22 protein-coding genes and 1 tRNA gene are annotated in these 26870 nt (G+C 72.3%); 18 read left to right on the top strand and 5 right to left on the bottom strand.

The features are described 5' to 3' along the window. Positions 1-4 precede the first annotated feature (4 nt). The 4 genes from ACWIHY_RS13115 to ACWIHY_RS13100 all read left to right on the top strand — a co-directional run bounded on the left by ACWIHY_RS13115 (position 5) and on the right by ACWIHY_RS13100 (position 6625). Entirely contained in the window at positions 5-1693 is a 1689-nt protein-coding gene (locus ACWIHY_RS13115) for a beta-N-acetylhexosaminidase (RefSeq protein ID WP_454375721.1), read from the top strand. A gap of 290 nt (positions 1694-1983) precedes the next feature. Next, on the top strand, positions 1984-2883 hold the full coding sequence (locus ACWIHY_RS13110) for an FAD binding domain-containing protein (RefSeq protein WP_454375720.1): 900 nt from the start codon (positions 1984-1986) through the stop codon (positions 2881-2883). Beyond that, on the top strand, positions 2880-4301 hold the full coding sequence (locus ACWIHY_RS13105) for a 2Fe-2S iron-sulfur cluster-binding protein (RefSeq protein ID WP_454375719.1): 1422 nt from the start codon (positions 2880-2882) through the stop codon (positions 4299-4301). Before ACWIHY_RS13110 ends, ACWIHY_RS13105 begins: the two co-directional genes overlap by 4 nt. Continuing rightward, the gene (locus ACWIHY_RS13100) at positions 4298-6625 is read left to right on the top strand and encodes a xanthine dehydrogenase family protein molybdopterin-binding subunit (protein WP_454375718.1); all 2328 of its coding nucleotides are present in this window, start codon (positions 4298-4300) and stop codon (positions 6623-6625) included. Before ACWIHY_RS13105 ends, ACWIHY_RS13100 begins: the two co-directional genes overlap by 4 nt. Before the next feature lie 51 nt (positions 6626-6676). Here ACWIHY_RS13100 and ACWIHY_RS13095 read toward each other — a convergent pair whose 3' ends face one another. The 3 genes from ACWIHY_RS13095 to ACWIHY_RS13085 are packed head-to-tail and all read right to left on the bottom strand — an operon-like array spanning position 6677 to position 11961. Further along, positions 6677-8767, bottom strand: a complete 2091-nt coding sequence (locus ACWIHY_RS13095) for a protein kinase domain-containing protein (RefSeq protein WP_454375717.1) — start codon at positions 8765-8767, stop codon at positions 6677-6679. A gap of 16 nt (positions 8768-8783) precedes the next feature. Beyond that, positions 8784-11000 (bottom strand): protein kinase domain-containing protein, encoded by a 2217-nt coding sequence (locus ACWIHY_RS13090; RefSeq protein ID WP_454375716.1) that lies wholly within the window; start codon positions 10998-11000, stop codon positions 8784-8786. 7 nt (positions 11001-11007) lie between these two features. After that, complete coding sequence (locus tag ACWIHY_RS13085; protein WP_454375715.1) at positions 11008-11961, bottom strand: serine/threonine protein kinase; 954 nt, start codon at positions 11959-11961, stop codon at positions 11008-11010. 244 nt (positions 11962-12205) lie between these two features. On the opposite strand from ACWIHY_RS13085, the gene ACWIHY_RS13080 reads away from it, so the two are divergent. After that, entirely contained in the window at positions 12206-13423 is a 1218-nt protein-coding gene (locus ACWIHY_RS13080) for a lactonase family protein (protein WP_454375772.1), read from the top strand. Between the two features lie 297 nt (positions 13424-13720). On the opposite strand, the gene ACWIHY_RS13075 is transcribed toward ACWIHY_RS13080, so the two are convergent. After that, complete coding sequence (locus ACWIHY_RS13075) at positions 13721-14545, bottom strand: class I SAM-dependent methyltransferase (RefSeq protein ID WP_454375714.1); 825 nt, start codon at positions 14543-14545, stop codon at positions 13721-13723. A gap of 56 nt (positions 14546-14601) precedes the next feature. Between ACWIHY_RS13075 and ACWIHY_RS13070 the strand changes: the two genes are divergently transcribed. The 12 genes from ACWIHY_RS13070 (at position 14602) to ACWIHY_RS13015 (ending at position 24757) form a co-directional block, all read left to right on the top strand. Next, entirely contained in the window at positions 14602-15318 is a 717-nt protein-coding gene (locus ACWIHY_RS13070; protein WP_454375713.1) for a GntR family transcriptional regulator, read from the top strand. Between the two features lie 464 nt (positions 15319-15782). Then, positions 15783-16046: a DUF6284 family protein gene (locus ACWIHY_RS13065; RefSeq protein WP_454375712.1), complete on the top strand. Its 264-nt coding sequence runs from the start codon at positions 15783-15785 to the stop codon at positions 16044-16046. After that, positions 16043-16933: a DUF2637 domain-containing protein gene (locus ACWIHY_RS13060; protein WP_454375711.1), complete on the top strand. Its 891-nt coding sequence runs from the start codon at positions 16043-16045 to the stop codon at positions 16931-16933. Before ACWIHY_RS13065 ends, ACWIHY_RS13060 begins: the two co-directional genes overlap by 4 nt. Next, the gene (locus ACWIHY_RS13055; protein ID WP_454375710.1) at positions 16933-17304 is read left to right on the top strand and encodes an RRQRL motif-containing zinc-binding protein; all 372 of its coding nucleotides are present in this window, start codon (positions 16933-16935) and stop codon (positions 17302-17304) included. The genes ACWIHY_RS13060 and ACWIHY_RS13055 overlap by 1 nt, the downstream gene beginning before the upstream one ends. Then, positions 17274-17639, top strand: a complete 366-nt coding sequence (locus ACWIHY_RS13050) for a DUF6251 family protein (protein ID WP_454375709.1) — start codon at positions 17274-17276, stop codon at positions 17637-17639. The genes ACWIHY_RS13055 and ACWIHY_RS13050 overlap by 31 nt, the downstream gene beginning before the upstream one ends. A gap of 262 nt (positions 17640-17901) precedes the next feature. Beyond that, a complete protein-coding gene (locus ACWIHY_RS13045) occupies positions 17902-19686 on the top strand; it encodes a MarR family transcriptional regulator (protein WP_454375708.1) in 1785 nt (594 codons plus the stop codon). A 94-nt stretch (positions 19687-19780) separates the two neighbouring features. Continuing rightward, on the top strand, positions 19781-20713 hold the full coding sequence (locus ACWIHY_RS13040; RefSeq protein WP_454375707.1) for a bifunctional DNA primase/polymerase: 933 nt from the start codon (positions 19781-19783) through the stop codon (positions 20711-20713). An 83-nt stretch (positions 20714-20796) separates the two neighbouring features. Beyond that, entirely contained in the window at positions 20797-21111 is a 315-nt protein-coding gene (locus ACWIHY_RS13035; protein ID WP_454375706.1) for a hypothetical protein, read from the top strand. Continuing rightward, positions 21108-22241, top strand: coding sequence for a DUF3631 domain-containing protein (locus ACWIHY_RS13030; RefSeq protein ID WP_454375705.1), 1134 nt, complete (start codon positions 21108-21110; stop codon positions 22239-22241). Before ACWIHY_RS13035 ends, ACWIHY_RS13030 begins: the two co-directional genes overlap by 4 nt. A 190-nt stretch (positions 22242-22431) precedes the next feature. Next, positions 22432-22668 carry an excisionase family DNA-binding protein gene (locus ACWIHY_RS13025; protein WP_454375704.1) on the top strand — a complete coding sequence of 79 codons (237 nt, stop codon included), beginning with the start codon at positions 22432-22434 and terminating at the stop codon, positions 22666-22668. Between the two features lie 81 nt (positions 22669-22749). Beyond that, positions 22750-24027 carry a tyrosine-type recombinase/integrase gene (locus ACWIHY_RS13020; protein WP_454375703.1) on the top strand — a complete coding sequence of 426 codons (1278 nt, stop codon included), beginning with the start codon at positions 22750-22752 and terminating at the stop codon, positions 24025-24027. A 544-nt stretch (positions 24028-24571) separates the two neighbouring features. Next, on the top strand, positions 24572-24757 hold the full coding sequence (locus ACWIHY_RS13015; protein WP_454375702.1) for a hypothetical protein: 186 nt from the start codon (positions 24572-24574) through the stop codon (positions 24755-24757). 250 nt (positions 24758-25007) lie between these two features. Here the strand turns inward: ACWIHY_RS13015 and ACWIHY_RS13010 are convergent. After that, a tRNA-Cys gene (locus tag ACWIHY_RS13010) sits at positions 25008-25079 on the bottom strand. A 177-nt stretch (positions 25080-25256) separates the two neighbouring features. Between ACWIHY_RS13010 and ACWIHY_RS13005 the strand changes: the two genes are divergently transcribed. After that, positions 25257-26726, top strand: a complete 1470-nt coding sequence (locus ACWIHY_RS13005; RefSeq protein WP_454375701.1) for an MFS transporter — start codon at positions 25257-25259, stop codon at positions 26724-26726. Positions 26727-26870 lie beyond the last annotated feature (144 nt).

The following is a 26870-nucleotide window of genomic DNA, read 5'->3' as shown; positions in this document are numbered from 1 at the left end:
CGCCATGCTCGATCTGGTACCGGCTCCCGGAGCCGCGGCCTGGGCGCCCCCCGCCCAGGGTCACTACCCCCTCGGCCACGACACCGCCCTGTTCGCCCGCCCCGGCACCGAGGGCGTCGCCCGCTGGCTGCGCTCCACGGTCGGCGCCGCCACCGGGCTGCCGCTGCCGGACGGCACCGATGGCGACAACGAGCGCGACAGCGGCAGCAACCGCGTCGAGCTGCGCATCGACCCCGAGATCGAGCAGGAACTCGGCCCCGAGGGCTACCGCCTCGTCGTGGACGGCTACCTCGTCCTCATCGAGGGCGGCAGCGCGGCGGGCGTCTTCTGGGGCGCGCAGACGCTGCGTCAGCTGCTCGGCCCGGACGCCTTCCGGCGGGCGCCCCTCGACCCCGCGCGGCAGTGGTCCGTACCGATGGTGGCCATCGAGGACAAGCCGCGCTTCGCCTGGCGCGGTCTGATGCTCGACGTGGCACGCCACTTCATGCCCAAGGACGGTGTGCTGCGCTATCTGGACCTGCTGGCCGCACACAAGCTCAACGTCTTCCACTTCCACCTCACCGACGACCAGGGCTGGCGCATCGAGATCAAGCGCCACCCGAAACTGACGGAGACCGGCGCGTGGCGGGCGCGCACCAAATGGGGCCACCGCGCGTCCGACCTGTGGACCGAGACGCCGCACGGTGGTTACTACACGCAGGACGACATCCGGGAGATCGTCGCGTACGCCGCCGAGCGGCATATCACCGTCGTTCCCGAGATCGATATTCCGGGCCATTCGCAGGCCGCCATCGCCGCGTATCCGGAACTCGGCAATACGGACGTCATCACCACGACGTCACCCGAGGGGGCGAGCCTGTCCGTCTGGGACACCTGGGGCATCAACCCGAACGTACTGGCCCCCTCCGACCGCACCCTGCGTTTCTTCGAGGGCGTCTTCGAGGAAGTCCTCGAACTCTTCCCGTCCCCCTTCGTCCACGTCGGCGGCGACGAGGCACCGAAGGGCCAGTGGAAGCAGTCCCCCGCCGCCCGGGCGCGTATCGCGGAACTGAACCTGGCGGACGAGGAAGAGCTCCAGTCCTGGTTCATCCGGCACTTCGACACCTGGCTGACCGAGCGCGGCCGCCGTCTCATCGGCTGGGACGAAATCCTCGAAGGCGGCCTCGCGCCGGGAGCGGCCGTCTCTTCCTGGCGCGGTTACGCCGGTGGAATCGCCGCCGCCAAGGCCGGTCACGACGTCGTCATGTGTCCCGAGCAGCAGGTGTACTTGGACCACCGCCAGGACGGCGGCCCGGACGAGCCGATGCCCATCGGATACGTACGCACGCTGGAGGACGTCTACCGCTTCGAGCCCGTACCGCCGGAGCTGACGGCCGATGAGGCACGGCGCGTGCTGGGCACCCAGGCCAACGTCTGGACCGAGGTGATGGAGAACCAGAGCCGAGTGGACTACCAGACGTTCCCCCGCCTCGCGGCGTTCGCCGAGGTCGCCTGGGCCGACCTGCCGGCACCCGCCGAACGCGACTTCGCCGGTTTTGAGGCGCGCATGGCCGGGCACTACCGGCGGCTCGACGCGCTGGGTGTCGGCTACCGGCCGCCCGGCGGCCCGCTGCCGTGGCAGAAGCGACCCGCCCCCGACGGCAACCCGGCGACGCTCGGACGCCCGATCGAGGGGTCGCCCCCAAACGTGTGAGCCGCAGGAGAAGGTGCGTGCCGCGCTGTGCCGGGCCTGGGACCGTGGGAACGGCCCGGCTCGGCATAAGTCGTAAGTAACACAAGAGTCGCCGAAGGGTGGCAATTCGCCCTCACCGTCGATGAGGTGTGAAAGCGGACCAATGCCCTGGCCGGGGACGAGGGCCCCCTAGTGGACCCTCGCGTCGGCCGGTTCGCAAGATGTGCCAGAGTTGCCTCGTCCGGACTGTGAGCACGTACCGTACGGCGCAACAGGCGGGACAGCCGGGACACCGGGAAGGGGCAGCTGGGTTGACCACGCACGCACCGCAGGCGGCGCAGTCCGTGACGCTCCCGGCCTCGCTCGACGAGGCCGTGGCGGCACTCACCGCCATGCCTGCCGCCGTGCCCGTCGCGGGCGGCACGGACCTGATGGCATCCGTGAACTCCGGGCAACTGCGGCCCGCCGCCCTGGTCGGGCTCGGCCGGATCAGCGAGATCAGGGGCTGGCAGTACCAGGACGGAAACGCGCTCCTCGGCGCCGGTCTCACGCACGCCCGGATGGGACGGCCCGATTTCGCGGCCCTCATCCCGGCACTCGCGGCGGCCGCGCGCGCCGCCGGCCCGCCCCAGATCCGTAACGCAGGAACACTCGGCGGCAACATCGTCACCGCCGCGCACACCGGCGACACCCTGCCCGTGCTGGCCGCGATGGAAGCGACGCTGGTGATCGCGGGACCGGGCGGCGCACGCCGCGAGATCCCCGTGTCCCACCTCCTCGCGGGCCGCGAGATGCTGGGCGCGGGCGAGCTGATCGGCTTCGTGCGCGTACCGCTGCTGCACGCGCCCCAGGTCTTCTTCAAGGCAACCGGCCGCACCGGCCCCGGCCGTGCCACCGCGTCCGTCGCCCTGGTCCTCGACCCGGCGCGGCGCGAGGTGCGGTGCGCGGTGGGCGCGATCGCACCGATGCCGCTGCGGCCCCTGGAGGCGGAGCGCTGGATCGCCTCGCTGATCGAGTGGGACGCGGACCGCAAGCTGGCGCCCGAGGCGTGCGCGGCGTTCGGCGAGTACGTCGCCGCCGCGTGCGTCCCGGACCCGGCTCCGGCGCCGGACGGGGCGGAGGCCTCCGCGCCCTTGCCGCCCGGCGTACTGCACCTGCGGCGCACGGTCGCCGCGCTGGCCCGACGAGCGCTGGGGAGGGCACTGTCGTGAGCGAGAACGAGAACCCCGGGACGCCGGCACCGCCGAACCCCGGCGGCTGGCAGCCGATCCCCCAGGGCGGTGAGTACGACGCCGAGGCCACGGCGTTCGTGCAGCTGCCCGAGGGCATGACGGACTTCGGCGCCTACGGCGACCCGCTGGCGGCGCCGGGCCACGACTACGTACCGCCGCAGATCAGCTCGCAGATGCCGGCATCGGCCGACCCGGGCGCGACGGGAACCTGGTCCGTGCCGCAGGAGACACCGGGCGAGATGCGCTGGCCGGAGCCGGAGAGCGCGCAGCCGCCCGCCCCGGCGCACGAGGCCGGGGCGACGGGCCAGTGGAGCTTCGAGTCGGCCCCGGAGCCGACGCCGCCGGTGGCCTCGGAGCTCACGGGCCAGTGGACGATCCCGGTTGCCGACGGCGACCTCCCGGACGAATCCGGCGAGTTCACGACCTCGGCCCTGGCGTCCCAGTGGGCCACCACCCATCCCCCGGCGACCCTGCCCGGCGGCGCGCCGTCGCCCTGGGCGAACACGTCGGAAGCAGGCCCGACCCTGCCCGGCGGCGCCCCGGCCCCCTGGGCCGCGCAGCCGCCCCGGACCGCCGACTTCGAGCCGCACCCGACGCAGGACGCACCCGGCCCCGCGGCACGGGGCACCGTGCCGGGAGAGGACGCGCAGCGACGCTCCTCGCAGGGCGTCGAAGGCAACCACCCCGGACCGCACCACGTACCCGAAGGTTCGGCGCCCGAGGAGGCGCCCCGGCACGGCACCGACCCCGACGCCCCCGCCACCCCGGCCGCCGCCACGGCGGGAGACGCCCCCCAGGACGAAGCTCACAGCGAGCACCCCCACGCCTCCTACGTCCTGCGAGTGAACGGCGCCGACCGCCCCGTCACCGACGCGTGGATCGGCGAGTCCCTCCTCTACGTCCTGCGCGAGCGCCTCGGTCTGGCCGGCGCCAAGGACGGCTGCTCCCAGGGCGAGTGCGGCGCCTGCGCCGTCCAGGTCGACGGCCGCCTGGTCGCCTCCTGTCTGGTGCCCGCGGCCACCACCGCCGGCAGCGAGGTCCGTACGGTCGAGGGCCTCGCCACCGACGGCGAACCGTCGGACGTGCAGCGCGCCCTCGCCAACTGCGGCGCGGTCCAGTGCGGCTTCTGCGTACCCGGCATGGCCATGACCGTCCACGACCTGCTCGAAGGCAACCACGCCCCGAGCGACCTGGAGACCCGCCAGGCCCTCTGCGGGAACCTCTGCCGCTGCTCCGGCTACCGGGGCGTACTCGAAGCCGTACGTGAAGTCGTCGCCGAACGCGACGCGACCGCCGCGGCCGAGGAAGCCCGCATCCCGCACCAGGCACCCCCCGGCGCGGGCGGCATCCACCCGTCCCACCCGCACGAGCACCCGCACGACGGAGGCATGGCGTGAGCCACGACGCGGCCACCGCGACCAGCACCACGGCGGTAGACGGCATCCAGCCCGAGCGCCGTACCGAGACGCCCGCCCTCGGCCTCGGCGCGTCCCTGCCGCCGGCCGACGCACGCGCCAAGACCGAGGGCACGTTCCCGTACGCGGCCGACCTCTGGGCCGAGGGCCTGCTCTGGGCCGCCGTTCTGCGCTCGCCGCACGCCCACGCCCGCATCGTCTCGGTCGACACCTCCGCCGCGACCGAGATGCCGGGCGTCCGGGCCGTGATCACCCACCAGGACGTGCCGGGCGACCCCGCGCACGGCCGCAGCGTCGCCGACCGCCCCGTCTTCGCCTCCGACCTGGTCCGCCACCACGGCGAGGCGATCGCCGCCGTGGCCGCCGACCACCCCGACACGGCGCGCCTGGCCGCCGCCGCCATCGCGGTCGAGTACGAGATCCTCGAACCGGTCACCGACCCGGAGCAGGCCTTCGCGGCCGAGCCGCTGCACCCCGACGGCAACCTGATCCGCCACATCCCGCTGAGCTTCGGCGACCCGGAGGCCCTGGGCGAGGTGATCGTCGAGGGCCTGTACCGCATCGGCCGCCAGGACCCGGCGCCCATCGGGGCCGAGGCCGGTCTCGCCGTCCCGCGCCCGGACGGCGGCGTCGAGATCTACACGGCGTCCACCGACCCCCACACCGACCGCGACCGCGCCGCCGCCTGTTTCGGCCTGGAGCAGGAGCGCGTGAAGGTGGTCGTGACGGGAGTCCCCGGTGCGACGGGCGACCGCGAGGACGGCAGCTTCCAGATCCCGCTCGGCCTGCTCGCGCTCAGGACCGGCTGCCCGGTCAAGCTGGCCGCCTCCCGCGAGGAGTCCTTCCTCGGCCACGCCCACCGCCACCCGACCCTGCTGCGCTACCGCCACCACGCGGACGCCGAGGGCCGCCTGGTCAAGGTCGAGGCCCAGATCCTCCTGGACGCGGGCGCGTACGCCGACGCCTCGTCCGAATCGCTCGCGGCGGCAGTGGCTTTCGCCTGCGGGCCCTACGTCGTCCCGCACGCCTTCATCGAGGGCTGGGCGGTCCGTACGAACAACCCCCCCTCGGGTCACGTCCGGGGCGAAGGCGCCCTCCAGGTGTGCGCGGCGTACGAGGGCCAGATGGACAAGCTCGCGGCGAAGCTGGGCCTCGACCCGGCGGAACTGCGGCTGCGCAACGTCCTGGCGACGGGCGACCTGCTCCCCACCGGCCAGACGGTGACCTGCCCCGCCCCCGTGGCCGAACTCCTCAGATCCGTACGCGATTTCCCGCTCCCCACCCTCCCCAAGGACACCCCCCAGGACGACTGGCTGCTGCCGGGCGGCCCGGAGGGCGCGGGTGAGCCGAGCGCCGTGCGCCGCGGCGTCGGTTACGCGGTCGGCATGGTGCACATGCTGGGCGCGGAGGGCGCGGACGAGGTCTCGACGGCCACGGTGAAGGTCCACGACGGCGTGGCGACGGTCATCTGCGCGGCGGTCGAGACAGGCCAGGGCTTCTCCACGCTCGCGCGCCAGATCGTCCAGGAGGTCCTGGGCGTCGAGGAGGTCCACGTGGCCTCCGTGGACACCGACCAGCCCCCGGCGGGCGCCGCGACGCACGGCCGTCACACCTGGGTGTCGGGCGGCGCCGTGGAACGCGCGGCGAAGATGGTCCGCACGCAGCTGCTCCAGCCCCTGGCCCACAAGTTCGGCATGTCGACCGAGCTGCTGCAGATCGCCGACGGCAAGATCACGTCGTACGACGGAGTCCTGTCCACCACGGTGATGGAGGCGATGGCCGGCAAGGAACTCTGGGCCACGGCCCAGTGCCGCCCGCATCCCACCGAGCCCCTCGACGACGCGGGCCAGGGCGACGCGTTCGTGGGCCTGGCCTTCTGCGCGATCCGCGCGATCGTGGACGTGGACATCGAGCTGGGCTCGATCCGCGTGGTGGAGATGGCGGTGGCCCAGGACGTGGGCCGCATCCTGAACCCCGCCCAGCTGGCGACCCGTATCGAGGCGGGTGTGACGCAGGGCGTGGGCGCGGCGCTGACGGAGAACCTCCGTACGCCGCGCGGGCTGATCCGCCACCCGGACCTCACGCACTACGCCCTCCCGACGTCCCTGGACGCGCCGGACATCCGCATCGTGAAGCTGGTGGAGGAGCGCGACGTCGTCGCACCCTTCGGCGCGAAGCCGGTCAGCGCGGTCCCGGTCGTCACGTCCCCGGCGGCGATCGCCTCGGCGGTCCGCGCGGCCACGGGCCGCCCGGTCAACCGCCTGCCGATCCGCCCGCAGGCGGCGGTCGCCGTTCCCTCCGCCTGACGGGCGCGGCTACGACACCAGGCTCCGGAGGGGCGGCGCGGGCTTCGCGGCTCAGCGGCGTACGGGCATGGCGACCACGGAGCCGTCGTGAACGGCGAAGAAGCGGTTGCCGTCGCCCGCTGTCGTGTAGGCCGCCGTCTCGCCGTCGCCGAACACGTACTCCGCGAGCTCGCCGCCCGTGCGCGTGCTGACGGCGGTCAGCCCGTAGCCCTTCTGCTCGGCGACCCACACGGTGCCGCCCTGCACGACGGGCGCCACCCGGGTGCCCTCGTAGCTCCGCAGGAGGCACGACCACTGCTGCTTGCCGTCGCTCGCCCGGTAGCGGTGGAGATCCAGATAGTCGACGGCGTACACCTCGTCCCCCCGGACGGCCGGAGGCCCCCAGCCCCCGGTTTCCTGGTCGACTCTGCTTTCCGCCCGCACGGACCAGAGCTTCTTGCCGTCGTCGAGCGAGTAGGCGGACAGGGACCTGCCGCCGAGGATGACCTGGTCCTTCCGGACAGCCGGTGCGAGGGCCGCGGTGCCCTGGTCGGGTATGTGCCACACCCGGTGGCCGGTGGCCGTGTCCACGACCACCACGTGGCCGTCCGACGGGAAGAGGACCAGACGCCCCTTGCCCGTCGCCGCCGCCGGAGGTTCCACCGACGTCGTCCGTACGGGGGTGGACCGCGACCAGAGCACCTTCCTCGTGGCCGTGCTGACGGCGCGCAGCTGCCGCTCCCGGGTCATCACGTAGACGGCGCCTGCGTCGGCGGCCAGGACCTTCTCCGCGTCGACGTCCGCAGCCGTCCAGGCGTCCCGCCCGGTGGAGGCGACGAACGCCCGCAGGGCGCCTTCCGCGTCCGCGGTCACGACGAGCCGGTCCGCGAGCGACACGAAGCCGGACGACCCGGTCACGTCCGCAGCGTGCCATTCCTGCCGGCCGTCGGTGACGTGGTGCGCCGCCAGCCCACCGTCCGCCGCCTCGAAGATCACGACGTCGCGCACCGGGAGGGGAGCCGGTGTGCGCGGACCGGCCAGGGCCTCGGGACCCCACAGCGGCGCGACCCGCGCGGTGGGCGCCAACAGGGCGGCCGCCGGCGTCCTGGCGGCGGGCGGCACGACCACGGGCTTCGGGTCCGGCTTCGAGCCGGTGCCGCCCTTGAGCCACCAGGCGGTCGTGCCACCGGCGGCGAGGACCGCGCCGCCCGCCGCGAGGGTGGTGAGGAGACGGCGGCGGGAGGGGGCGGTAACGGGCCCGGCGGGCTCTGCCGAGGGCGTCGACGTCAGCCGCCGTGCGGTGGCCTCACGCCGGCCGATGTCGGCGGCCAGCGGGCCCTGCCGCCAGATCTTGCCCGCCCCCCGGGGAGGGGCGAACGCCTGCGCGATCTGCGCAGGCGCCGGGCGCTGCGCCGGGTCCTTGGCGAGGCAGGGGAGGACCAGAGTCCGGACGTGTTCCGGCACGCGGCTCACGTCGGGCTCGCCGTGCACGACCTGGTACTGCACACCGGCCACGTGCGGGCCGTCGTAGGCGCGGCACCCACTGGCGGCGTACGCGAGGACCGCGCCGAGCGAGAAGACGTCGGCGGGCGGGCCGACCCGCTGACCGAGTACCTGCTCGGGGGCGCCGTATCCGGGGGTGACCGGGATCTGGCCGGTCGTGGTCAGCGTCAGTCCGTGCTCGGGCCGGGCGATACCGAAGTCGATGACGCGGGGGCCGCGCGAGGTGAGCACGATGTTGGCGGGCTTGAGGTCGCGGTGGACGAGACCCGCCGCGTGAATGTCCTGGAGGGTGCGGGCGAGGGACGAGGCGAGGGCCCGCAGGGCGGCGTCGTCCAGCGGGCCGTACGACGTGACGGCGTCGTCGAGCGTCGGGCCGGCCAGGAACTCCGCCGCGATCCAGGGCCGTCCGCCCTCGGTCTGCGCGCCGAGTACGCGGGCCACGCCCTCACCGGTGACGGCCTGCGCGGTCTGCGCCTCGCGCACGAACCGCCGGGCCAGATTCTGGTCGTGCGCCAGCTCGGGGCGCAGGACCTTGACCGCCGCCGCGTCGCCCGCGCCGTCCCGGCCGAAGTAGACCTTGCCCATGCCTCCTTCGCCGAGCACACCGAGGAGGCGGTACGGGCCGAGGCGCAGGGGGTCGCCGGTGCTGAGGGGGAGCATGGTGGGAGGCGCTTTCTCACTCGAAGGGCAGGGCGGTCACGGTGGCCGTGTCGGCGGCGATGAGCTGCCCGGCCTCCTCGTGCGCCACGAAGCGGAGGGCGGATGTCGGGAAGGTCCACACGGATCGATGGGTACGGCGGTCGACGGCGCTGATGCCGTTGGTGAGAGGGGCGTAGACGTACTTCTTGCCGACGATCGGGGGAGTGTCGAGACTCGGAGTGTCGTCCTTGGTCAGGTCCTCCTTCTCCTCCCACAGCAGGTCTCCGGTCGCCGCGTCCAGGGCGACGATGCCGCGGCTGCCCTCGGCGGTGTACACCACACCGTCCCGCACGGCCGGAGCGCCGTACGTTCTCCCGTTCTGCTTGACCTCACCCGGATTGCGGTCCTTCCCGAACTCCCAGGCGACCTTGCTGTCGGAGAGCCGCAGGGCCCAGAGGCGCCCGCTGCTGACGTAGACGTGCTTCCGGTCGACGGCCAGCTGGCCCGGGATGAGGAACGAGGCGTCGAGCTTTTCCCTGGGGATGTCAATGCCCCAGAGCCGCTCGCCCGTGCCGATGTCCGTGGCTCCCACGCTGAAGTCCGACGAGCTGATCCCCTGCCCGGCGGCGATCAGGCGCTTGCCGACGGCCTTGGCGCTGATGGCCCTCGCGCCGTTGTTGGGATAGACCACGCTCGTGGCCCGCTGCCAGAGCTTCTTTCCGGTACGGATGTCGACCGCCAGGACGTACCAGTCCTTGGCCTGGGCGGTGAAGTCGGTGGACGACGCGCCCTTCTTCCGGGCGGCCAGGTACAGCACACCACCGGCCGCGGCGATCATTTCCGCGTCGTGCAGGGAACCGCTGAATTCGGCGAGTTGGGCGATGCGGCGCCGCATGGTTCCGTCGGACTGCGAGAAGGCGTGCAGCGACAGGCCCTTGCCCTCGTCGTAGTCGGGGAGGAAGCCGTAGACCGCCTTGCCGTCCGAGGTGATCTGCTGCCCTTCGGTCAGCAGCGGGTACGACCACAGCTCCTTGCCGGTCTTCGCGTCCAGACCCCGCAGCGCGTCGTCCGACAGGGTGGCGACGACCTTGCCCAGGGGCACGGGGAGCTGGCGCTGCCACTTGTCGGCGACGTCGGTGCGCCACAGCGGCTCGGGGCCGTCGTCGGCGGCGGATGCGGGCTTCCTGCCCTTGGCCTCCGCGCCCCCTCGGCCGAACCACGCCCACGCGCCGGTCCCCGCCGCCGCCACGCCCAGCACCGAACCGCCGCCCACCGCGATCAGCTTGCGGCGGGACAACGCACTCGGGGCGGCGGTGTCCGGGGCGGGTGTGGAGGGTTCGTGGGATTCAGGCGGGGCCGGAAGGCGCGGCGGGTGGGGATGCCAGACCTCCGCCGCCCGGCGGGAGATCTCCGCGAGGAGCGGGGGCGGCAGGTGGTCGGCGAATTCGCCGTGGCCGTCGTGGAGTTCCGCGGCGAGCTGCGCCGTCGTGGGGCGCTGCGCCGGGTCCTTGTGCAGGCAGCGGGCGAGGACCGGGGCGAGGGACGCGGGTACGCCCGTCAGGTCCGGGTCGGCGTAACGGACCCGGTAGAGCAGGTCCGCGGGCCGGCCGCTGCCGAACGGGCCGTGGGCCGCCACGGCGAAGACGAGGACGCCGGCCAGCGCGAACACGTCGCCCGCGGGGGTGTGTTCCAGACCGGTGGCCTGCTCGGGGGACATGTAGGCGGGGGTGCCGGCCGCGGTGCCCGTGCGGGTCAGGCGGTCGTCGCCCAGGGCGCGGGCGATGCCGAAGTCGATGACCTTGGGGCCGTACGCCGTGACCATCACGTTGGAGGGCTTGAGGTCGCGGTGCACGACGTCGGAGCGGTGCAGTTGGGACAGGGCGCCGCACAGGGCCGCGCCCAGGGCGCGGACGGACGGCTCGGGGAGGGGGCCGCAGAGCGTCACCGCTTCGTCCAGGGGCGGGCCCAGTACGTACTCGGTGGCCATCCAGGGGGTTTCGGCGAGCGGGTCGGCGTCGAAGACGGCCGCCCCGTGCCGGCCGCCGATGACACGGGCGGCGTCCGTCTCCAGGCGGAAACGGGTGCGGAAGGCGGGGTCGGACGCGATGCGCGCGTGGACCGTCTTGAGTGCGACCGTACGGCCGCCCGGGGTGCGCGCGAGATAGACCGTGCCCATGCCGCCGCTGCCCAGCCGGGAGATGAGGCGGAACCCGCCCAGCTGCTGCGGGTCGTCGTGGGTGAGGGGCGTCGGCATCGCTCAGTCAGTTGTTTCTGTGCGCGGGGGCGGCGGGGGCGTGTGCGGGGACGGGGGCGGGGAGTTCGGCCGCGAGGATCACGGCCGACTGGCGGGCGACGGCCGCCACCACCCGGCCCGGCAGCCAGTCCGGGGGCAGGGAGGGGGTGGCGGTGGGGGAGTGGATCTCCGTCCCCCGGGGGCCGGTGGCGGCTGCACCGGTGCCGGGCGCGAGCTGCTCCAGGAGCTGGACCGCCTGGGGGCGGGCCGCCGGGTCGCGGGACAGGCATGCCGCGATCAACGGGCGCAGGGAGGCGGGCAGTTCGTCCCGGTCGGGGACGGTGTGACCGGTGCTCGCGTACGAGAGCACCGCTCCGAGGGCGTAGATGTCACCCGGAGGGCGCGGGCGTCCGCCGGTGGCCTGTTCGGGTGCCAGGGCGCCGGGGTCGAGGCCGGGAAGGCCGCTTCGGGGCTCGCCGTCCGGGCCCGCGGCGCGTACCGCCCCGAAACAGGAGAGGCGAGGGCCGTCCCCCGCGAGCAGTACGGCCGCCGGGGACACGCCCGCATGCGTCGTGCCCGCCGCGTGGGCGATCGCCAGGGTCTCGGCGAGAGCGGCGCCGAGCGCCCGCACCGTCTGCTCCGGCAACGGCCCGCCGTGCACCGAGAGCGCCGTCGGCAGGGGCAGCGCGGGGAGATACGGGCGGGCGAGCCAGGGGGCGGGCGAGGGGCCGGAGCACTCGGTGACGGGGGCCGCCCAGGGGCCCAGCAGGTAACGGGCCGCCTCCGCCTCCACCACGAAACGCTGCGGGTCCGCACCGTCCAGCGGCGCGCTCACCAGCACTGTGCGCTCGCCGTCCGGACTCCGGGCGATGAAGCGGCGCTCCGGCACGGGCGGCGTACCGGGGCCGCCGGCCGAATCGAGTCGGGTGATCAGGACGTAGGGGCCGATGCGCCGCGGAGTGCCCAGGCGTGGCCGTTCCATCTGAAGCTCCCCCGTGGTGTGACATGAGCGGGACGAGCCTACTCACCTCGTCGCGGAGGGCATCGGTCGGTGCCGGTCGACGGCGGGTACGGCGCCGCCCCTACGCCGGGCGGTGGGAGCGTAGGCGTCCGTACGCGCGGCCCCTTGTCCCGGCGCCGTGGTCCGGGACACCATGCGACCGCGACGACTGCTGCACCGCCGACCACCCGACCAACCGGGAAGCGTGAGGGGCTTGATGAGCGACATGCGTACGGCGAGGACAGCGGCTGCGGCTGCGGCTGTGGACGGGGGCGCGGACGCGGGCGCCGGTGCCCCCGCTGCGCCCGGCCCGAGCCGGCGGCGGTTCGGTGCGCTGGCCGCCGCCGGCGCCGTCGCGCTGGCGGTGCCCGGGAGCGCGCGGGCCACGGAGGCGCTGCGGCGCGCGTACCTCGGTACGTACACCACGCAGCCCGGAGGCGGCACCGGCATAGGGATCGCCGCGTACCGGCCGCGCAGCGGGCAGCTGTCCACCACCGGGGTGCTCGCCGGCGTACCGAATCCCTCCTTCCTCGCGCTCGCGCCCGACCGCCGCACGCTGTACGCCGTCGACGAGCGCGCCGAGGGCGCCGTCACGGCGGTGCGCGTCGGGGCCGGGGCGCCCGAGGTGCTGGGACGCGCCCGCAGTACGGGCGGCGCCGACCCCTGCCACCTGTCCGTTCACCCCGGCGGGCGGTTCCTGCTGACCGCGAACTACACCGGCGGGAGCGTGTCCGTACACCCCATCGGGCGCGGCGGCGTGCTCGGTGAGGCCACCGACGTCGTACGGCACACCGGGTCGGGGCCGGACCCCGAGCGGCAGGAGGGCCCGCACGCGCACATGGTCGTCACGGACCCCGGCGGGCGGTACGTCGTGGCCGTCGACCTGGGTACGGACACCGTCCACACCTACCGGCTCGACCCGCGCACCGGGAAGCTGCGGGAACGCGGACGCGCCGCGATGAAGCCGGGTGCCGGGCCCCGGCACCTCGCCTTCCATCCCACCGGCCGGTACGCGTACGTCGTGAACGAGCTGGACAGCACGCTGGTGGTGTGCGATTACGACGGGCGCAGCGGGGTCCTGACCCCGGGCACTCCCCATCCCACCCTGCCGCCCGGCCCCGGGCTCATCGAGCGCAACTATCCGGCGGGGGTGGTGGTGTCGCCCGACGGGCGGTTCGTGTACGTCTCCAACCGGGGCCACAACAGCATCGCGGTCTTCGCCGCCGAGTGCGGCGGCGCGGCGCTGCGGCTGCTGTCCGCCACGCCGTCCGGGGGTGCGTACCCCCGCCACATCGCGCTCGACCCGTCCGGCGGGCTGCTGTTCGCGGCCAATCAGAAGTCGGGCACGGTCGCGGCGTTCTCGGTGGACCGCGGGACGGGCCGGCTCGCGCCGGCGGGCGCGGTGCTCGCGGCGCCGGTGCCGGTGTGCGTGCTGCCGGTGTAGCGGGGCGGGCCTGAGCGGGCCGACGGTGGAGGCCGTGATCGGAATCGAACCGACGTAACTCGCTTTGCAGGTTTGTCCGGGCTGGCCGGGGCGCGATTCAGGCGCCTCCGTCGAAGTTCAGACCCGTACGGACACGGTGCTCGACGGTGCGGGGTGGACGCCTGCGGACGGCCGTGTACGGGGATGAACGAGACGGAAACTGAGACGGACTGCCAGGCACTGAAAGTCTCGTGACACGAGGTGCAGCCCCTTCGCGCCCCGCCCTCGTGCCACGGTGCGGCACCTAGGGGCGGGGTGTCACGCTGACCCCGGTGGCATCGGAGCCCTGCCTACGGCCAGCAGATGCGAACTGGCAGCAAGCAATTCCGGGTATGGCTCTGCCATGCGCGCCGCTTCCATTGCGGAGGCGATCAGCTCATCCGTGGGCCCCTCGCCCGGCTGCTGCTCGGCCGCCTTCACGAGCGACCATGCGGGCCCCTCGATCCCGAAGACCTGCACGTCCACCAATCCGGAGGCCACCAGTTCCGATACCAGCTCTTCGGCACGGTGGAAGTAGGACAACGTGAACCCTCGTACGCCGTCATAGACAGCCGTCTCAAGGATCTTGGACACGGAGTCACGAATCCGTTCGGTGTGCAGGTGGGCGTACGTAACGTGCTCGAAGAGCGACGCGTAACGGTTGATCGCCGCCGCCGCGACCATTCCACCTGGCCTCACCACGCGGTGGGCTTCCGCCAGGGCCTTACGTCGATCATCGGCATCGGGAAGGTGGTACAGCGGCCCTAGGAGCTGCACGACGTCGAAACTGTCGTCTGGCTCACGCAGATCGCGGGCGTCTCCCACGATCGCCGAGCACACGGCCGCCGCCCTCTCAACATGACGAGGCACGGGGTCCACAAGCGTGACTTCATAGCCGTCCTTCACAAGCCACTCAGCGTGAATCCCGGTCCCTCCTCCCACGTCGAGCACGCGCGCGGGGGCGGGGGGCATGAAGCGTCGGAGAAGCTCTTGAGTCCTGACCAGCTCCATGCGGCCGTCTGCCGAGCTACGCAGGCGGCTGTCCTCGTTCACTGTCTCGCCGTAGAACCGCATCACGGAGGGAGCCAATTCGAGATTCGACATGCTCGCAGTATCGTGTGTACCGGTGGACCAGTCCAGCGCGCGGAGTAGGGGAAACCATGGCCGTTCTGAAGTACGAAGAGATCGCTGAGTCGCTGCGCGCCCGCATCGCCGCTGGTGAGTTCGCTCCGGGTGCCACCATCCCGTCCGGCCGCGACCTGGCCGAGCAGTGGGACGTATCGCGGGCCACCGCCATCAAGGCCGTGGACGTACTGCGCAACGACGGGGTGGTGGTGGCCAAGCAGGGCACTGGTTTCGTCGTCACGGAAACGCCCGTGGCGCGCCCGGCCGGCGCCCGCCGAGCCGGGTCGGCGCGGATCTTGGGTGGGATGCCGTTCCTGCGGATCGGTACGCCCGACTGGGCGGCACCTCCCACCCGCGTCGCCAATGCGCTTGGGATCTCCCCCGGAGTGCTGGCACTCCGACGCATCCGCGTCCTCCAGCTCCCAGACGGGACCCCGAATAGCTGCGTGGAGGCGTGGTTCCCCCCAGAGATCGCGGAGGCGGCACCCCGCCTTGCCGACACTGCTCCCATTGCTGAGGGCACGACGCGCTACGTCCGCCGGCAGACCGGTCGATTCCCGGTCGAGGGAGTGGATGTCACCACCGTGCGACTCGCTACTGACGCGGAGGCTGAACGCTTGCAGGTAGAAGCGGCCACTGCGGTCGCCGTGCTCCTTCACACGGCGTACGACGAGGACGGCCGCCCGCTGGTCTGCGAGGAGGGCGTCACCCCCTCCTCCCTTTTCGAGCAGGTGGACACCTACGCCATGTAGGTAACGCTCCAATCCGAGCTGGACCGGTCCGCCGGTCCAGCTTTTTTGATGAATCGTCATGCGCCGTGACCTGCGCAGATCCTCACTAGGGCAGCCCAACTGCGTTTTCAGTGCTTGACTGGACCGGTCCACCGGTCCAGTCTGTAGATGCAACGCCGCTCCTCCTCTACGCGGAGCGGTTCCGGATCGGGATGGCTCGCCTCAACTAGGAGCCCCGCGCTGGTAGTTGCTTGAGAACTGCATATGTGGGCCCCGCCTCCCCGAGTCGAAAAGGCGGACCTCGCGACCATGTCGCGCGTCGACCTCGCGGCCTTTGGGCTGCGGCCGGTTGCCTCCGCTGCTCGTCTCGTACGAGCAGCGCTGAGGGGAGCCGGATCTGCCGACTTCAACGGCGCGCGGCCCCGGAGGTGCAACTCCGGGGCCGCTGTTCGGGCCGTTGCCACCTGCTAGGGGGAACACGACCCATGAACCACATCGTCACTGTTCAGGAAGCTGTTACCGCGTTCGAGCCATGGATGGAGCCCACGGACGCGGAGCTGGACGCCATCGACGCGGAGATGCCCGTCATCCGCGCGGAGGTGGAGCTGCTGGACGCACAGATCATCAGCATCGACCGCACGCCGTGCGAGCTGGACGAGCGCCGCATCCGCCGGGCCCGCCGGCGCGTGCTCGCCGCGCACCGCGACCAGGTCAACGGCCTGACCGGGCAGACGGGCGGCGTCGCATGAACCTGCACCGAAAGGGCCGCACGGCCCTCGTGCTCGCGCTGGTCGTTGTGGTCGCCATGGCCTTCCGGGTGTCCTGGAACGCGCTTCGCGACATCGCGCACGCCATCGGCGCCGACAGTACGGCCGCGACGCTGTACCCGTTCGTCGTGGACGGCCTCATGGCCCTGGCCCTGATCGCCACGCTCGTGCTCTCCGGGCGGGACCGGACGTTCGCGCTGCGGGTGCTGGCCACCTACACCGTCGCTTCGCTGGTGCTGAACTACGTGCACGGCTTGGTCCCGGAGCTGCACGGCGGCTCGGTCGACTGGGGTCGACTGGCTGACTGGGACCCGGCGAACTGGGTTCTGGTGCTGCTCGCCACCTCGCTGCCGGTCGGGTCGATCTACTTCGGTTCCGACCTCGTGGCGAAGGTGCTGCACCACCGCCCCACCCCGATCACCACCCCAACCGCGAATGCGGATGAATCGACTGAGACCGGGAGGAATCGGTCTAGTTCTGACCTTGCGGTATCGACCCCGGCGGCGATCACGCCGAACGTGAAGCCGCTGCCCCGACCGGTGGCGGTCGGCTTCCTCAAGTCGACCATCCCGGCCAAGCCGGTCCAGGCCATCGAGCAACCGACCGTGACACCGATCGAGCGGCGCGCGGTTGCCGCCGAGTCGCCCGGCCCGCGCCGGGCCACCGGCCGCGTCCCGGAGGTGGCCCGCACCCCTCGCCCGAAACGCACCCGGGACGAGCTGCTCGACGAGGCGCGGAAGGCGACGGCCGGTTGGGCGGACGCGAAGCTGACCGCCGAGGGCATCCGCCGTGAGGTCCGCACCTCACCGGCGAACGCCCGTACCCTGCGCGACACCCTGCGCGCCGAACGCGGCCTTCAGGTCGCCTGATGGGCGCGCTGCCTGTCTACCGGTGGCGGCTCGCCCCGGACGGCTACGCGACCTACCGCCAGCTCCGCGCCCTGGGCTTGCGTCCGGGTGGTCAGGGGGTGGCGGCGCAGGTGGAGCGGCCCCGGCGCCGACGGGGCCCGCTGATCGCCTACCTCTACCGCATCGACCGCGCGAAGCCGGTGCGTGCGATGACCCCGGCCCGGTGGGCGGCCCTGGCCAAGGCCAACGCCGCCCGCCGCACCTGCCCCGAGTGCCGCCGCGACGCCGGATACGTCATCCCGCCGTCGCTCGGCATGTGCTCGACCTGCGCTTTCCCCGACAACGCCCCGGAGGGTGCGTCATGGAACAGCTCCCCGAACACCGCCCGTTGACGGTCGTCCAGCTCCCGGACGGCCGCCACGCATACGCAGACCCCGCCGCTCTTCCCGTACGGCAGCCCGCCGGGCCGCAGGTCGTCCACATCCACCAGGCGCCGCCGGACCGCACGGTGCAGCGCGTCGCGCTCGGCTCCGGTGTCGGGGCCGGTGCGGTCGCGGCCGGCGTCTACTTCGGCCCGCTGCTCGTCGGCGTCCTGACCGCCATCGCCGCGAACCTGGCCTTCCTGGCCTTCATCGCGCTCGTCCTCGGCTGGGCCGTGGTCACCGTGGTCCGCTCGGTCACCACCAGCACCAAGAGCACCGGCAAGCGCACCCGAAAGGGCCGCTGAAACACCGCGAGCCCAGACGGCCCGCAGGGCGCCCGAGGGGCCTTCCGGGTGGGGTTTGACCCCCCGAGGGCCGTTCGGCCGCCACAGGCCCCGTAGCGACGCAGGGTGACGGAAGTTTCCGTCCTCGCGCGCGCACGCGTAGGGCCGCCTCGGAAACCAGGAAACCGGAAACACGCTCACTCCGCGTCACACATGCGTGTGGTGACGGGCCGTCGCATGGCCCGTCACCACCGACCCACTCATCCCAGAGAAGAGGACACCCGTGAGCCACGGACAAGTCTGGCGCACCCACCGCCAGTACGCCGCCACCGCCGCCCGCTGGAGCGCCGAGCGGTGGCGCAAGGAAGCCGACCGCCGCCGCACCGTGCGCGCCGAACGCAAGCCGCTCGTGCGCGATGCCCGCCGCGCGCTCGCCACCGCACGCGCCATCGACCCCGAGGGCGTCACCTCCCTGCGCCACCGCGCGGAGCGGGAGCTGCGCACCGCCAAGCGACGCGTCCCCGACCCCATGTGGCTGTTCGCCACCAAGACGGCTGCCGCGCTCGGTGTCGCCGGATACGTGTGGCTGCCGCACGTCTCGGCCCGCGTGTGGGTGTGGTCGGCCGTCGCCGTCGTCGCCGCCATCACCGCCCTGACCGTGTGGGTGGCCGTGCGCGAGCGCGACACCACCGGCCTCAAGCCCACCGCCGAAGAGACGGCGCTGCTGAAACGGCTCACGCCGCAGCACTGGAAGGACCACGCCGAACAGCGCGGCCTTGCGGGCACGCTGACCGGCCGGCCGAAGCTGACCGAGGCGGGCATCGTGTGCGCCGTCCGCCTCGACGGCACATGGACCGCGACCAAGCTCCGCACCGCCGAAGACCACATCCGCGCCCTGCTCGGAGCCCGCACGAGCCTGCGCATGCAGATCAAGGCAGGCAAGCAAGGCGGCTGGGCCGAACTCACCCTGCGCACCCGCAGCGCGGCCGACGGCGACGACCTCACCTGGACCCCGGAACGACGCTCGCTCGGCATCGACACCGTCACCGGCGAACAGGTCACCGTCCCGCTCGGGGAACGCCTGCTGATCGCCGGACGGTCCGGCGCGGGCAAGTCGGTCGCTTCCCGGCCACTGCTCTACGACGCGTCCGAGGGAGCGACGAACGCGCTCGTCATCATCGACCTCAAACGCGTGGAAGGCCGGTTGTGGGACCACCGGGCCCGCGTCGCCTCCACCCCGCGCGAAGTCATCGACGTGGTCGACGAGGTGGAGACGGAGATGCTGGACCGGCTCAGCATCCTGCCCAAGGGCCAGGACACCTGGACCCCCACGGCCGACCGGCCGCGCATCACGGTCGTCGTCGACGAGGGCGCCGAGGTCATGACGGCCGCCGACAAGGTCCCCTACGAGACCGAGGCCGCAGACGGCAAGACGCGCACCGTCAACCGGTCCGCGCTGCCGGGCCTGGAGTCCCTGGCTCGGATGGGCCGCGCGGCGTGCATCGACCTGTGGTGGATGACCCAGAAGCCCACCATCGGCGACGGCATCCCCAAGCAGATCGCCCCGCAGATCGGCGTCTCCATCTGCCTCGCCGTACGCACACCGGCCGAAGCCCGAGTGGTGCTTGGGGAGGACGCACAGGCCAAGGGATGGAACGCCGACGAACTCCCGGTCCCCGGTGTAGCGCTGATCCGCGACGGCGTGCGCAAGCCCGACCCCGTCAAGGTCCGCTACATGGACAAGGCCGTCGTCATCGCCCTGCCCGACCGTGAGCCCTGGTCCCGCACGGTCGCGCCCACGGTGGAAGCCGCGGGCGCCCCGATGCTCACCCTCGTCAAGGAATCGGCGCCGGATGAGCCCGCCACGGACAGCGCCGTCGCCCGCGTCCTCAAGGCCATCGAGACCGCAGACGAATCGGTCCTCCAGAAGGACCTGGCCACCATCACGGGCCTGTCCAAGGGGGCCGTGTCCAAGGCCGTCAAAGCCCTCACCACCGGCGGCATGGTCGTCCGCACCCTGGACGGCCGACTGACCGCCACGCACGGCGACGACACCGCCGCCGCCTGACCCACCACCAAAGACGGCGGCGGCCCCCTTCCGCCAAGAACCGGGGCCGCCGCCTATCCACCAGCCATCAACAGACCTGTGGAGGTCTCCCAGCATGACCCAACCGACCGACATCCGGCGAGACGGCCACCAGCCGTTACCGCCGGACCTGCTCGCCTCCGCCCTCACGGCAGCCGAACGCGGCTGGCCGGTCATCCCGCTCCACCCCGGCAGCAAGCGCCCGGCAGGACACCCCGAACGCGCCTGCCCCGGCACCGGGCGGTGCGCCGACCGGCACCGCACCCCGGAGGAGCGAGCCACCACCGACACCGACCTGATCCACGCCGCCTGGGCACACCGGCCCTACAACGTCGGCATCGCGACCGGCCCGGCCGGGCTGCTCGTCATCGACCTAGACCCGGTCAAGACAGAAGAGCCAGAAGGAGCGCCTGACGGCGCCGCTTCCTTGCAGGCGCTCTGCGAGCGCGCCGGGCAGGCCGTCCCCGATACCTACCGGGTGCGGACTGCGCGCGGTGAACACCTCTACTTCACCGCGCCCACCGAGGTGCGGCTGAAGTGCAGTGTCGACCGGCTCGGGCCGCACATCGACACCCGTGCCTGGGGCGGGTACGTCGTCGCGCCGGGCAGCACCACCCCGGACGGCATCTACGAGGTGTCTCACGATGCGCCCGTGGCGGAGCTTCCGGGCTGGCTCGCCGCGTTGCTCACTGAGCCGCACAGGCCCGCTCCGGTGCCCGTGCGGGTCCACGATGGCACCCGCGCCGCCAGGACTGCCCTGGAACGCGAGTGCGCGGTCATCGTCTCCGCGACCGAGGGCGGGCCGAACGGCCGCAACAACACCTTGCACAAGAGCGCCTGCAAGGTGGCTCGGTTCGTGGCGTGGGGCGACATCCCCCGGCATGTGGTGGAGCAGGCAATCCAGGGGGCGGGGGAGGCTACCGGCCTGCCGCCGGCCGAGTGCCGCACCACCATCCGCAGCGCACTGGACTGGGTCATCGCCCATGCCACACCACGGGAGGCGGCATGACGGCGCCGACTCCCCCCGCCCTGGATTGCCCCACCACCCCGACCGGCCCGTACGCCGCTCTACGGCTTGTGGACACTGCGGCCGTGGGCGATCCGAAAGGCGCCGCCCGCAAGGGCGTCCGAACAAGCCCTGAGCCGCAGACCGGTGACCCGGCCAACCCCACACCCGAGCGGCCCGGCGTGCGCATCTGCGCCCCGCCGGTCTACCGCCACCACTACGACGGGGCGCGCTGGTCCAAGCGTTACGGCGACACCCCCGCCGCCGCCTACGCCTGCCGCTGCGGCCACACCGGCAGCGCAACCGGTGCTCGCGCCGTAGCCGCGCTGCTCACCAAGTACGACATCCACCGCGACACCTGCCCGCTCCGGAGTCCCGAGGAAGGAAGGGCCGCCGCATGACCGACCCCATCGACGGCGCCGCGTTGCTCGACGAGGTGGAAGCCTTCCACCGCCGCTTCAACGTCTTCCCCACCGAGGCCGCGTACGTCGCGGTCGCGCTGTGGGACGCGCACGCCCACCTGCTCGACTGCTTCGACTCCACGCCCCGCATCGCCTTCCTGTCCCCCGAACCGGGGTCGGGCAAGACCCGGGCACTGGAGATCGTGGAAACCCTCGTGCCGCAGCCCATGACGGCCGTCAACGCCTCTGCCGCCGCTCTGTTCCGGTCCGTCTCGGCGGGCAACGGCAAGCCGACGATCCTGTTCGACGAGATTGACACCGTCTTCGGCCCCAAGGCGGGGGATAACGAGGAACTGCGCGGGTTCCTCAACGCTGGACACCGCCGCACCGGAGTCACCTACCGGTGCACCGGCGACGGCGGACAACAGACCGTGCAAGCCTTCCCCTCGTACTGCGCGGTCGCGGTCGCAGGACTCGGCTCCCTGCCCGACACCATCCTGAGCCGCTCCGTCATCATCCGCATGCGCCGCAGGGCCCGCAACGAACGTGTGGAACCCTTCCGAGCCCGCATCCACGAAGCGGAGGGGCACAACCTCCGGAACCGGCTCGCCACGTGGGCCGAGCAGGCACGAGGGTTCGTCATGGGTGCCTGGCCGGACATGCCGGACGGAGTGAGCGACCGGCCGGCGGATGTATGGGAACCCCTGCTCGCCATCGCCGACGCCGCCGGTGGGGACTGGCCCGAGCGGGCACGGGCAGCGTGCATGACGCTGGTGACCGCGTCCAAGGCCAACGACAAGGGCAGCCTGGGCGTTCGGCTGCTGACCGATCTGCGCGACCACGTCATGGTCGGTATCGACCGTCTGCCCACCGTCGCCATCCTCGACCGGCTCAACGCCATGGACGACGCCCCCTGGGCCGATCTCCACGGCAAGCCGCTCGACAACCGGCGCCTGTCGCGGATGCTCGCGGAGTACATGACGGCCGACAACGAGCCAATCTGCTCCCGCAACATCAAGGCCGCCGGCAGCGTCCTCAAGGGCTATTACGCCGCCGATCTCCGGGACGCCTGGGGCCGCTACTGCCCCCCACCCCCGGAAAGTCCGCTACCTCCGCTACCTGGCACCTAAAACAGTGCCTGACCAGCAAGAACGCGGTAGCGGCAAGGGCCACCGCGAGCCGCTACCTCGCTGCTACCCATCCGCTACCGCTACCCCTTCCCGCTACCTCGAACAGGCCCCTGACCTGCGCGGTAGCGGCGGTAGCGGAAGTAGCGCCCCTCAGAGGGGCCCCCGAAGGACTGCCTTGGAGGAGAACCGTATGAGCATCGCCAGCGTGGATGTCCCCCCACTGGCTGGAGCCGACGACCTGCCCCCCGTTTGCCTGACCGTCGAAGAGGCCGCCCGCTGCCTCCGCATCGGTCGGACCACCTGCTTTGCCCTCATCCGAACCGGGGAGCTGGAGTCCCTGATGATCGGCGGGCTCCGGCGCGTCCCCGCCGACGCTCCGGCCGCCTACCTCGCCCGCCGTCGCGCTGAGCAGCGTCGCGCGGCCTGACTCCCCCGCATCGGAGCGCTGCCCCCACCTTGGGGCAGCGCTCCGATCGTCTTCAACCGCCTCAACCTCAAGGAGTTCGCCGTGGCGGAAGGAATGAAGCGCACCCGGCAGCCGAATGGCCGCAGTTCCATCTACTTGGGCAAGGATGGAAAGTGGCACGGTCGCGTCACTGTCGGCATCCGTGACGACGGCCGTCCCGACCGTCGCCACGTCGAACGCAAGAGCCGCGCCGAAGCGACTGCTGCTGTGCGTGAGTTGGAGAAGCAGCGCGACGCGAAGACGGTACGGAAGCCCGGCAGGGCGTGGACGGTCAAGACGTGGCTGACGCACTGGGTTGAGAACGTCGCGCCCCTCGCGGTCAACGACAACACGATGGTCGGATACCGGGTCGCGGTGCGGAAGCACCTGATCCCCGGCCTGGGGGCGCATCGACTCGACAGGCTCAAGCCCGAGCACATCGAGGCGTTCTACGCGAAGGTTCAGGCTGCTGGCAGCAAGCCGGCCACCGCCCATCAGGTGCACCGAACCTTCCGCACCGCCCTCAACGAAGCCGTACGACGCGGCCACCTCGGCAAGAACCCGGTCCAGTTGGCCAAGGCACCGAAGACGGGGGAGTACGAAGTGGAGCCCTACAGCGTGCACGAGGTACAGCGGCTGTTGAAGGCCGCTGAACAGCACCGCAATTCAGCACGATGGGCCGTCGCCCTCGCACTCGGACTGCGTCAAGGGGAGGTGCTGGCGCTCACGTGGGACGACGTGGACCTCGCAGCTGGGTTCCTCATGGTCCGCCGTAGTCGCCACCGGCCGCAGTACGCCCACGGGTGCGTTGACCCTTGCGGGCGCAAGGCCGCCGGGTACTGCCCGCAGAGGCGACGCACGAACCCAGAGCTGTCCACCACCAAGTCCCGTGCCGGCCGTCGCGCGGTTGGACTCCCCGAACAGCTCGTCGACTTACTCCGTGATCACCGCAAGGCACAGGAAGCGGAGCGGGCGGTGGCCGGCAAGCGCTGGGAAGACAACCGGCTTGTCTTCCCGGACGAACATGGCCGCAGCCCGTCTCACCGCCGGGACTGGTCAGAGTGGAAGCAACTGCTCGCGGAGGCGAAGGTGCGAGACGGGCGGCTGCACGACGCCCGCCATACGGCCGCGACGGTGCTGCTGATTCTCGGGGTTCCCGAGCGCGCTGTCATGGGTCTCATGGGGTGGTCAACGACGGCCATGGCCGCCCGGTACCAGCACATGGTGGATGCCGTGCGGACGGACATCGCGAGGCAGGTTGATGGGCTGCTTTGGAGGCCCACGGTGGCCCGGCAGGACGATGACGACGATGGTGCGGATGCGTTTGCGCTGCCCCGCTGAGCAGGCTGGGGGCAGTCGCCCTGCTGTGTCGTGCTCACCCCGGTGACCTGGCGAGAGCGTGAAGTATGTGATGTGTGTCACGTGGTAGGCGGGCTCCTGGGAAACGGGGATTGGCCAGTCATGGCAACCGGTGGTAGGTGGCCGACATTCCGGTCAATCCACAAAAACAGCGTGATCAGGCGCGTGTTGTGGATGTCCGGAATGGAGGCTATGGGCGCCAATAAGGGGTCGTCGCCCTCGCGGCCTGGAGGTCGGACGCGCCAGTGTGACCGAGCACACGTTCCTTGAAGGTGTCCGGGGACCCCTGATAGCGCTTGTACCAGCGCCCCAATGGGGGTGCTCCCACTGGCCTTTGGTCGCAGCCTGCCTCCCGGCATGACTGCGGCCCCCTGCTACCAACAGGGGGCCGCCGGGTACTTGCAGTCGAGCCCAGAAAGGGTCGATACCCATGTTTCACCGTAGTGCCCGACGGCAGGCGCTCACAGTGATGCCGCTCACGCGGCGTGCTGTATGTCGCCGTAAGCGACCGATCCTGATCGCTTCTGTGGTCACCGGAGCCGGGCTCATGCTCGGCGGTGGTGTCCTCGTCGGTGCCATCGCACCCGATGCGGCGACCGCCGTAGCCGCCATCGGCACCACCACGGGTGGCATCGTTGCCTTCGTCCTGCGCCGTTCTTCGGTGGCGCTGGAAGACAGCGCCATGGAGGCGGACAGCGCCGCCAGCGAGTAGTGACAGCATCACCTCCCTGAAGAAGTAAAGGGAGCGCCGGGGCCCCGGGGCGCTTACGTGTCCTAGGGCCTTCGGCCTCCTCGGCCTTGACCGGGCTGAGGGCCTTGCTTGCAGTCGTGGTGCCCCGGACAGATGGCACAAAGCCTGGGAAGTAGCAACACGGATTGAGACGGGAACTGAGACGGACGCACAAGAGGGCGGCACCCTCGGATGGGTGCCGCCCTCTCGTTATACCTGGTCAGGCCACTTGAGGCCGTGGCGGGAATCGAACCCGCGTAACTCGCTTTGCAGGCGAGCCCCTGAGCCACTCGGGCACACGGCCGTGTGCTGATGTCACGACCGTAGGGCGGCGGCGAACGCGCCTTCAAGGGATCGGCCCGCCCCGCAACGCGACTGCCACACCGCGTTCATGTGAGGCCCCGGTCGTACGACCAAAGGCCGAGCGCCGGCCCACCCAACGACAGGGTCCATTCGCGGCTACGCCCCTTACTCTGGGCGAATGACCGCCCTGGAGCCGCGCGACGCCGAGGTCGCGCCCGAAGCCGACGACATACCCGGCGTACCCGCGGAGCGGAGCGGCGTTCTCGGCAGGACCCACCGCGCGCTGAGCATCGGCATCATCGCCGTCGTCCTGCTGATCGCCTTCGAGGCGACCGCCGTGGGTACGGCCATGCCCGTCGCGGCCCGCGAGCTGAACGGTGTCTCCCTCTACGCCTTCGCCTTCTCCTCCTACTTCACCACCAGCCTCTTCGCGATGGTCCTGTCCGGGCAGTGGGCCGACCGCCGCGGCCCGCTCGCGCCGCTCGCCACCGGCATCAGCGCCTTCGGGGCCGGCCTGCTGCTCTCCGGCACGGCGGAGGCGATGTGGCTGTTCATCCTCGGCCGGGCGGTCCAGGGGCTCGGCGGCGGACTCGTGATCGTCGCGCTGTACGTCGTCGTCAGCCGCGCCTACCCGTCCCGGCTCCAGCCCGCGATCCTGGCCGCCTTCGCCGCGAGCTGGGTGGTCCCGTCGGTCGTCGGCCCACTCGTGTCCGGGACGGTGACCGAGCACCTCGGCTGGCGCTGGGTGTTCGTCGGCATCCCCGTCCTGGTCGTCTTCCCGCTCGCCATCGCCCTGCCCGCGATACGCCGCATGGCGGCCGGGCCCGCCGACGCGGGCGCCCCCGTCCCCGCCTTCGACCGCCGCCGGATCCGGCTCGCGCTGGGCATCTCGCTGGGCGCGGGGCTGCTCCAGTACGCCGGACAGGACCTGCGGTGGCTCTCGCTCCTCCCGGCGGCGGTGGGCGGCGCGCTGCTCGTGCCGGCGGTGCTCGGGCTGCTGCCGCGCGGTACGTACGTGGCGGCGCGCGGGCTGCCCTCGGTGGTGCTGCTGCGGGGAATCGCGGCGGGGTCCTTCATCGCCGCGGAGTCGTTCGTCCCGCTGATGCTGGTCACCCAGCGGGGGCTGTCCCCGACGATGGCAGGGCTCTCGCTGGCGGTCGGCGGTGCGACCTGGGCGTTCGGTTCGTACGTGCAGTCGCGGCCGCGCATGGAGCCGTACCGGGAGCGGATGGTGTCCGGCGGCATGGTGCTGGTCGCCGCGGCCATCGCGACCGCGCCCAGCGTGCTGATCGCAGGCGTCCCGGTGTGGGTGGTCGCGGTCGCCTGGGGCGTCGGCTGCTTCGGCATGGGCACGGTCATCGCCTCGACCAGCGTGCTCCTGCTCAAGCTCTCGGCCCCGAAGGAGGCCGGCGCCAACTCCGCCGCCCTCCAGATCTCCGACGGCCTGTCCAACGTCATGCTCCTGGCCGTCGGCGGCGCGGTCTTCGCGGCCCTGGGCGGCGGCGCGGTCGGCACCGCCCACGTCACCACGGCCGCCGCCACCGCCTCCCACCCGGCGGCCTTCGCGGCGGTGTTCCTGCCGATGGCCGGGGTGGCGCTGGCGGGCGCGTGGGTGGCGACGCGACTGCGGGTGCGGGACTCCGCGTAGCACGGCTCGGCCGGGTGCGTACGGCCGTGTGAGGTGGGTCCCAACGGGGGGCGACCCGGCGGCGTTCATACGTGGGGGCGGGTGGGGCGCCGGTAGGGTGGCCCGGTTGTCGTACGACCCTTCGGCGACCAGCCCGCCACGTAC

It is taken from the genome of Streptomyces sp. NPDC055287 (assembly GCF_053646035.1).
Note: the sequence above shows the minus strand (reverse complement) of the source record. Positions and strands in the feature narration are given on the sequence as shown.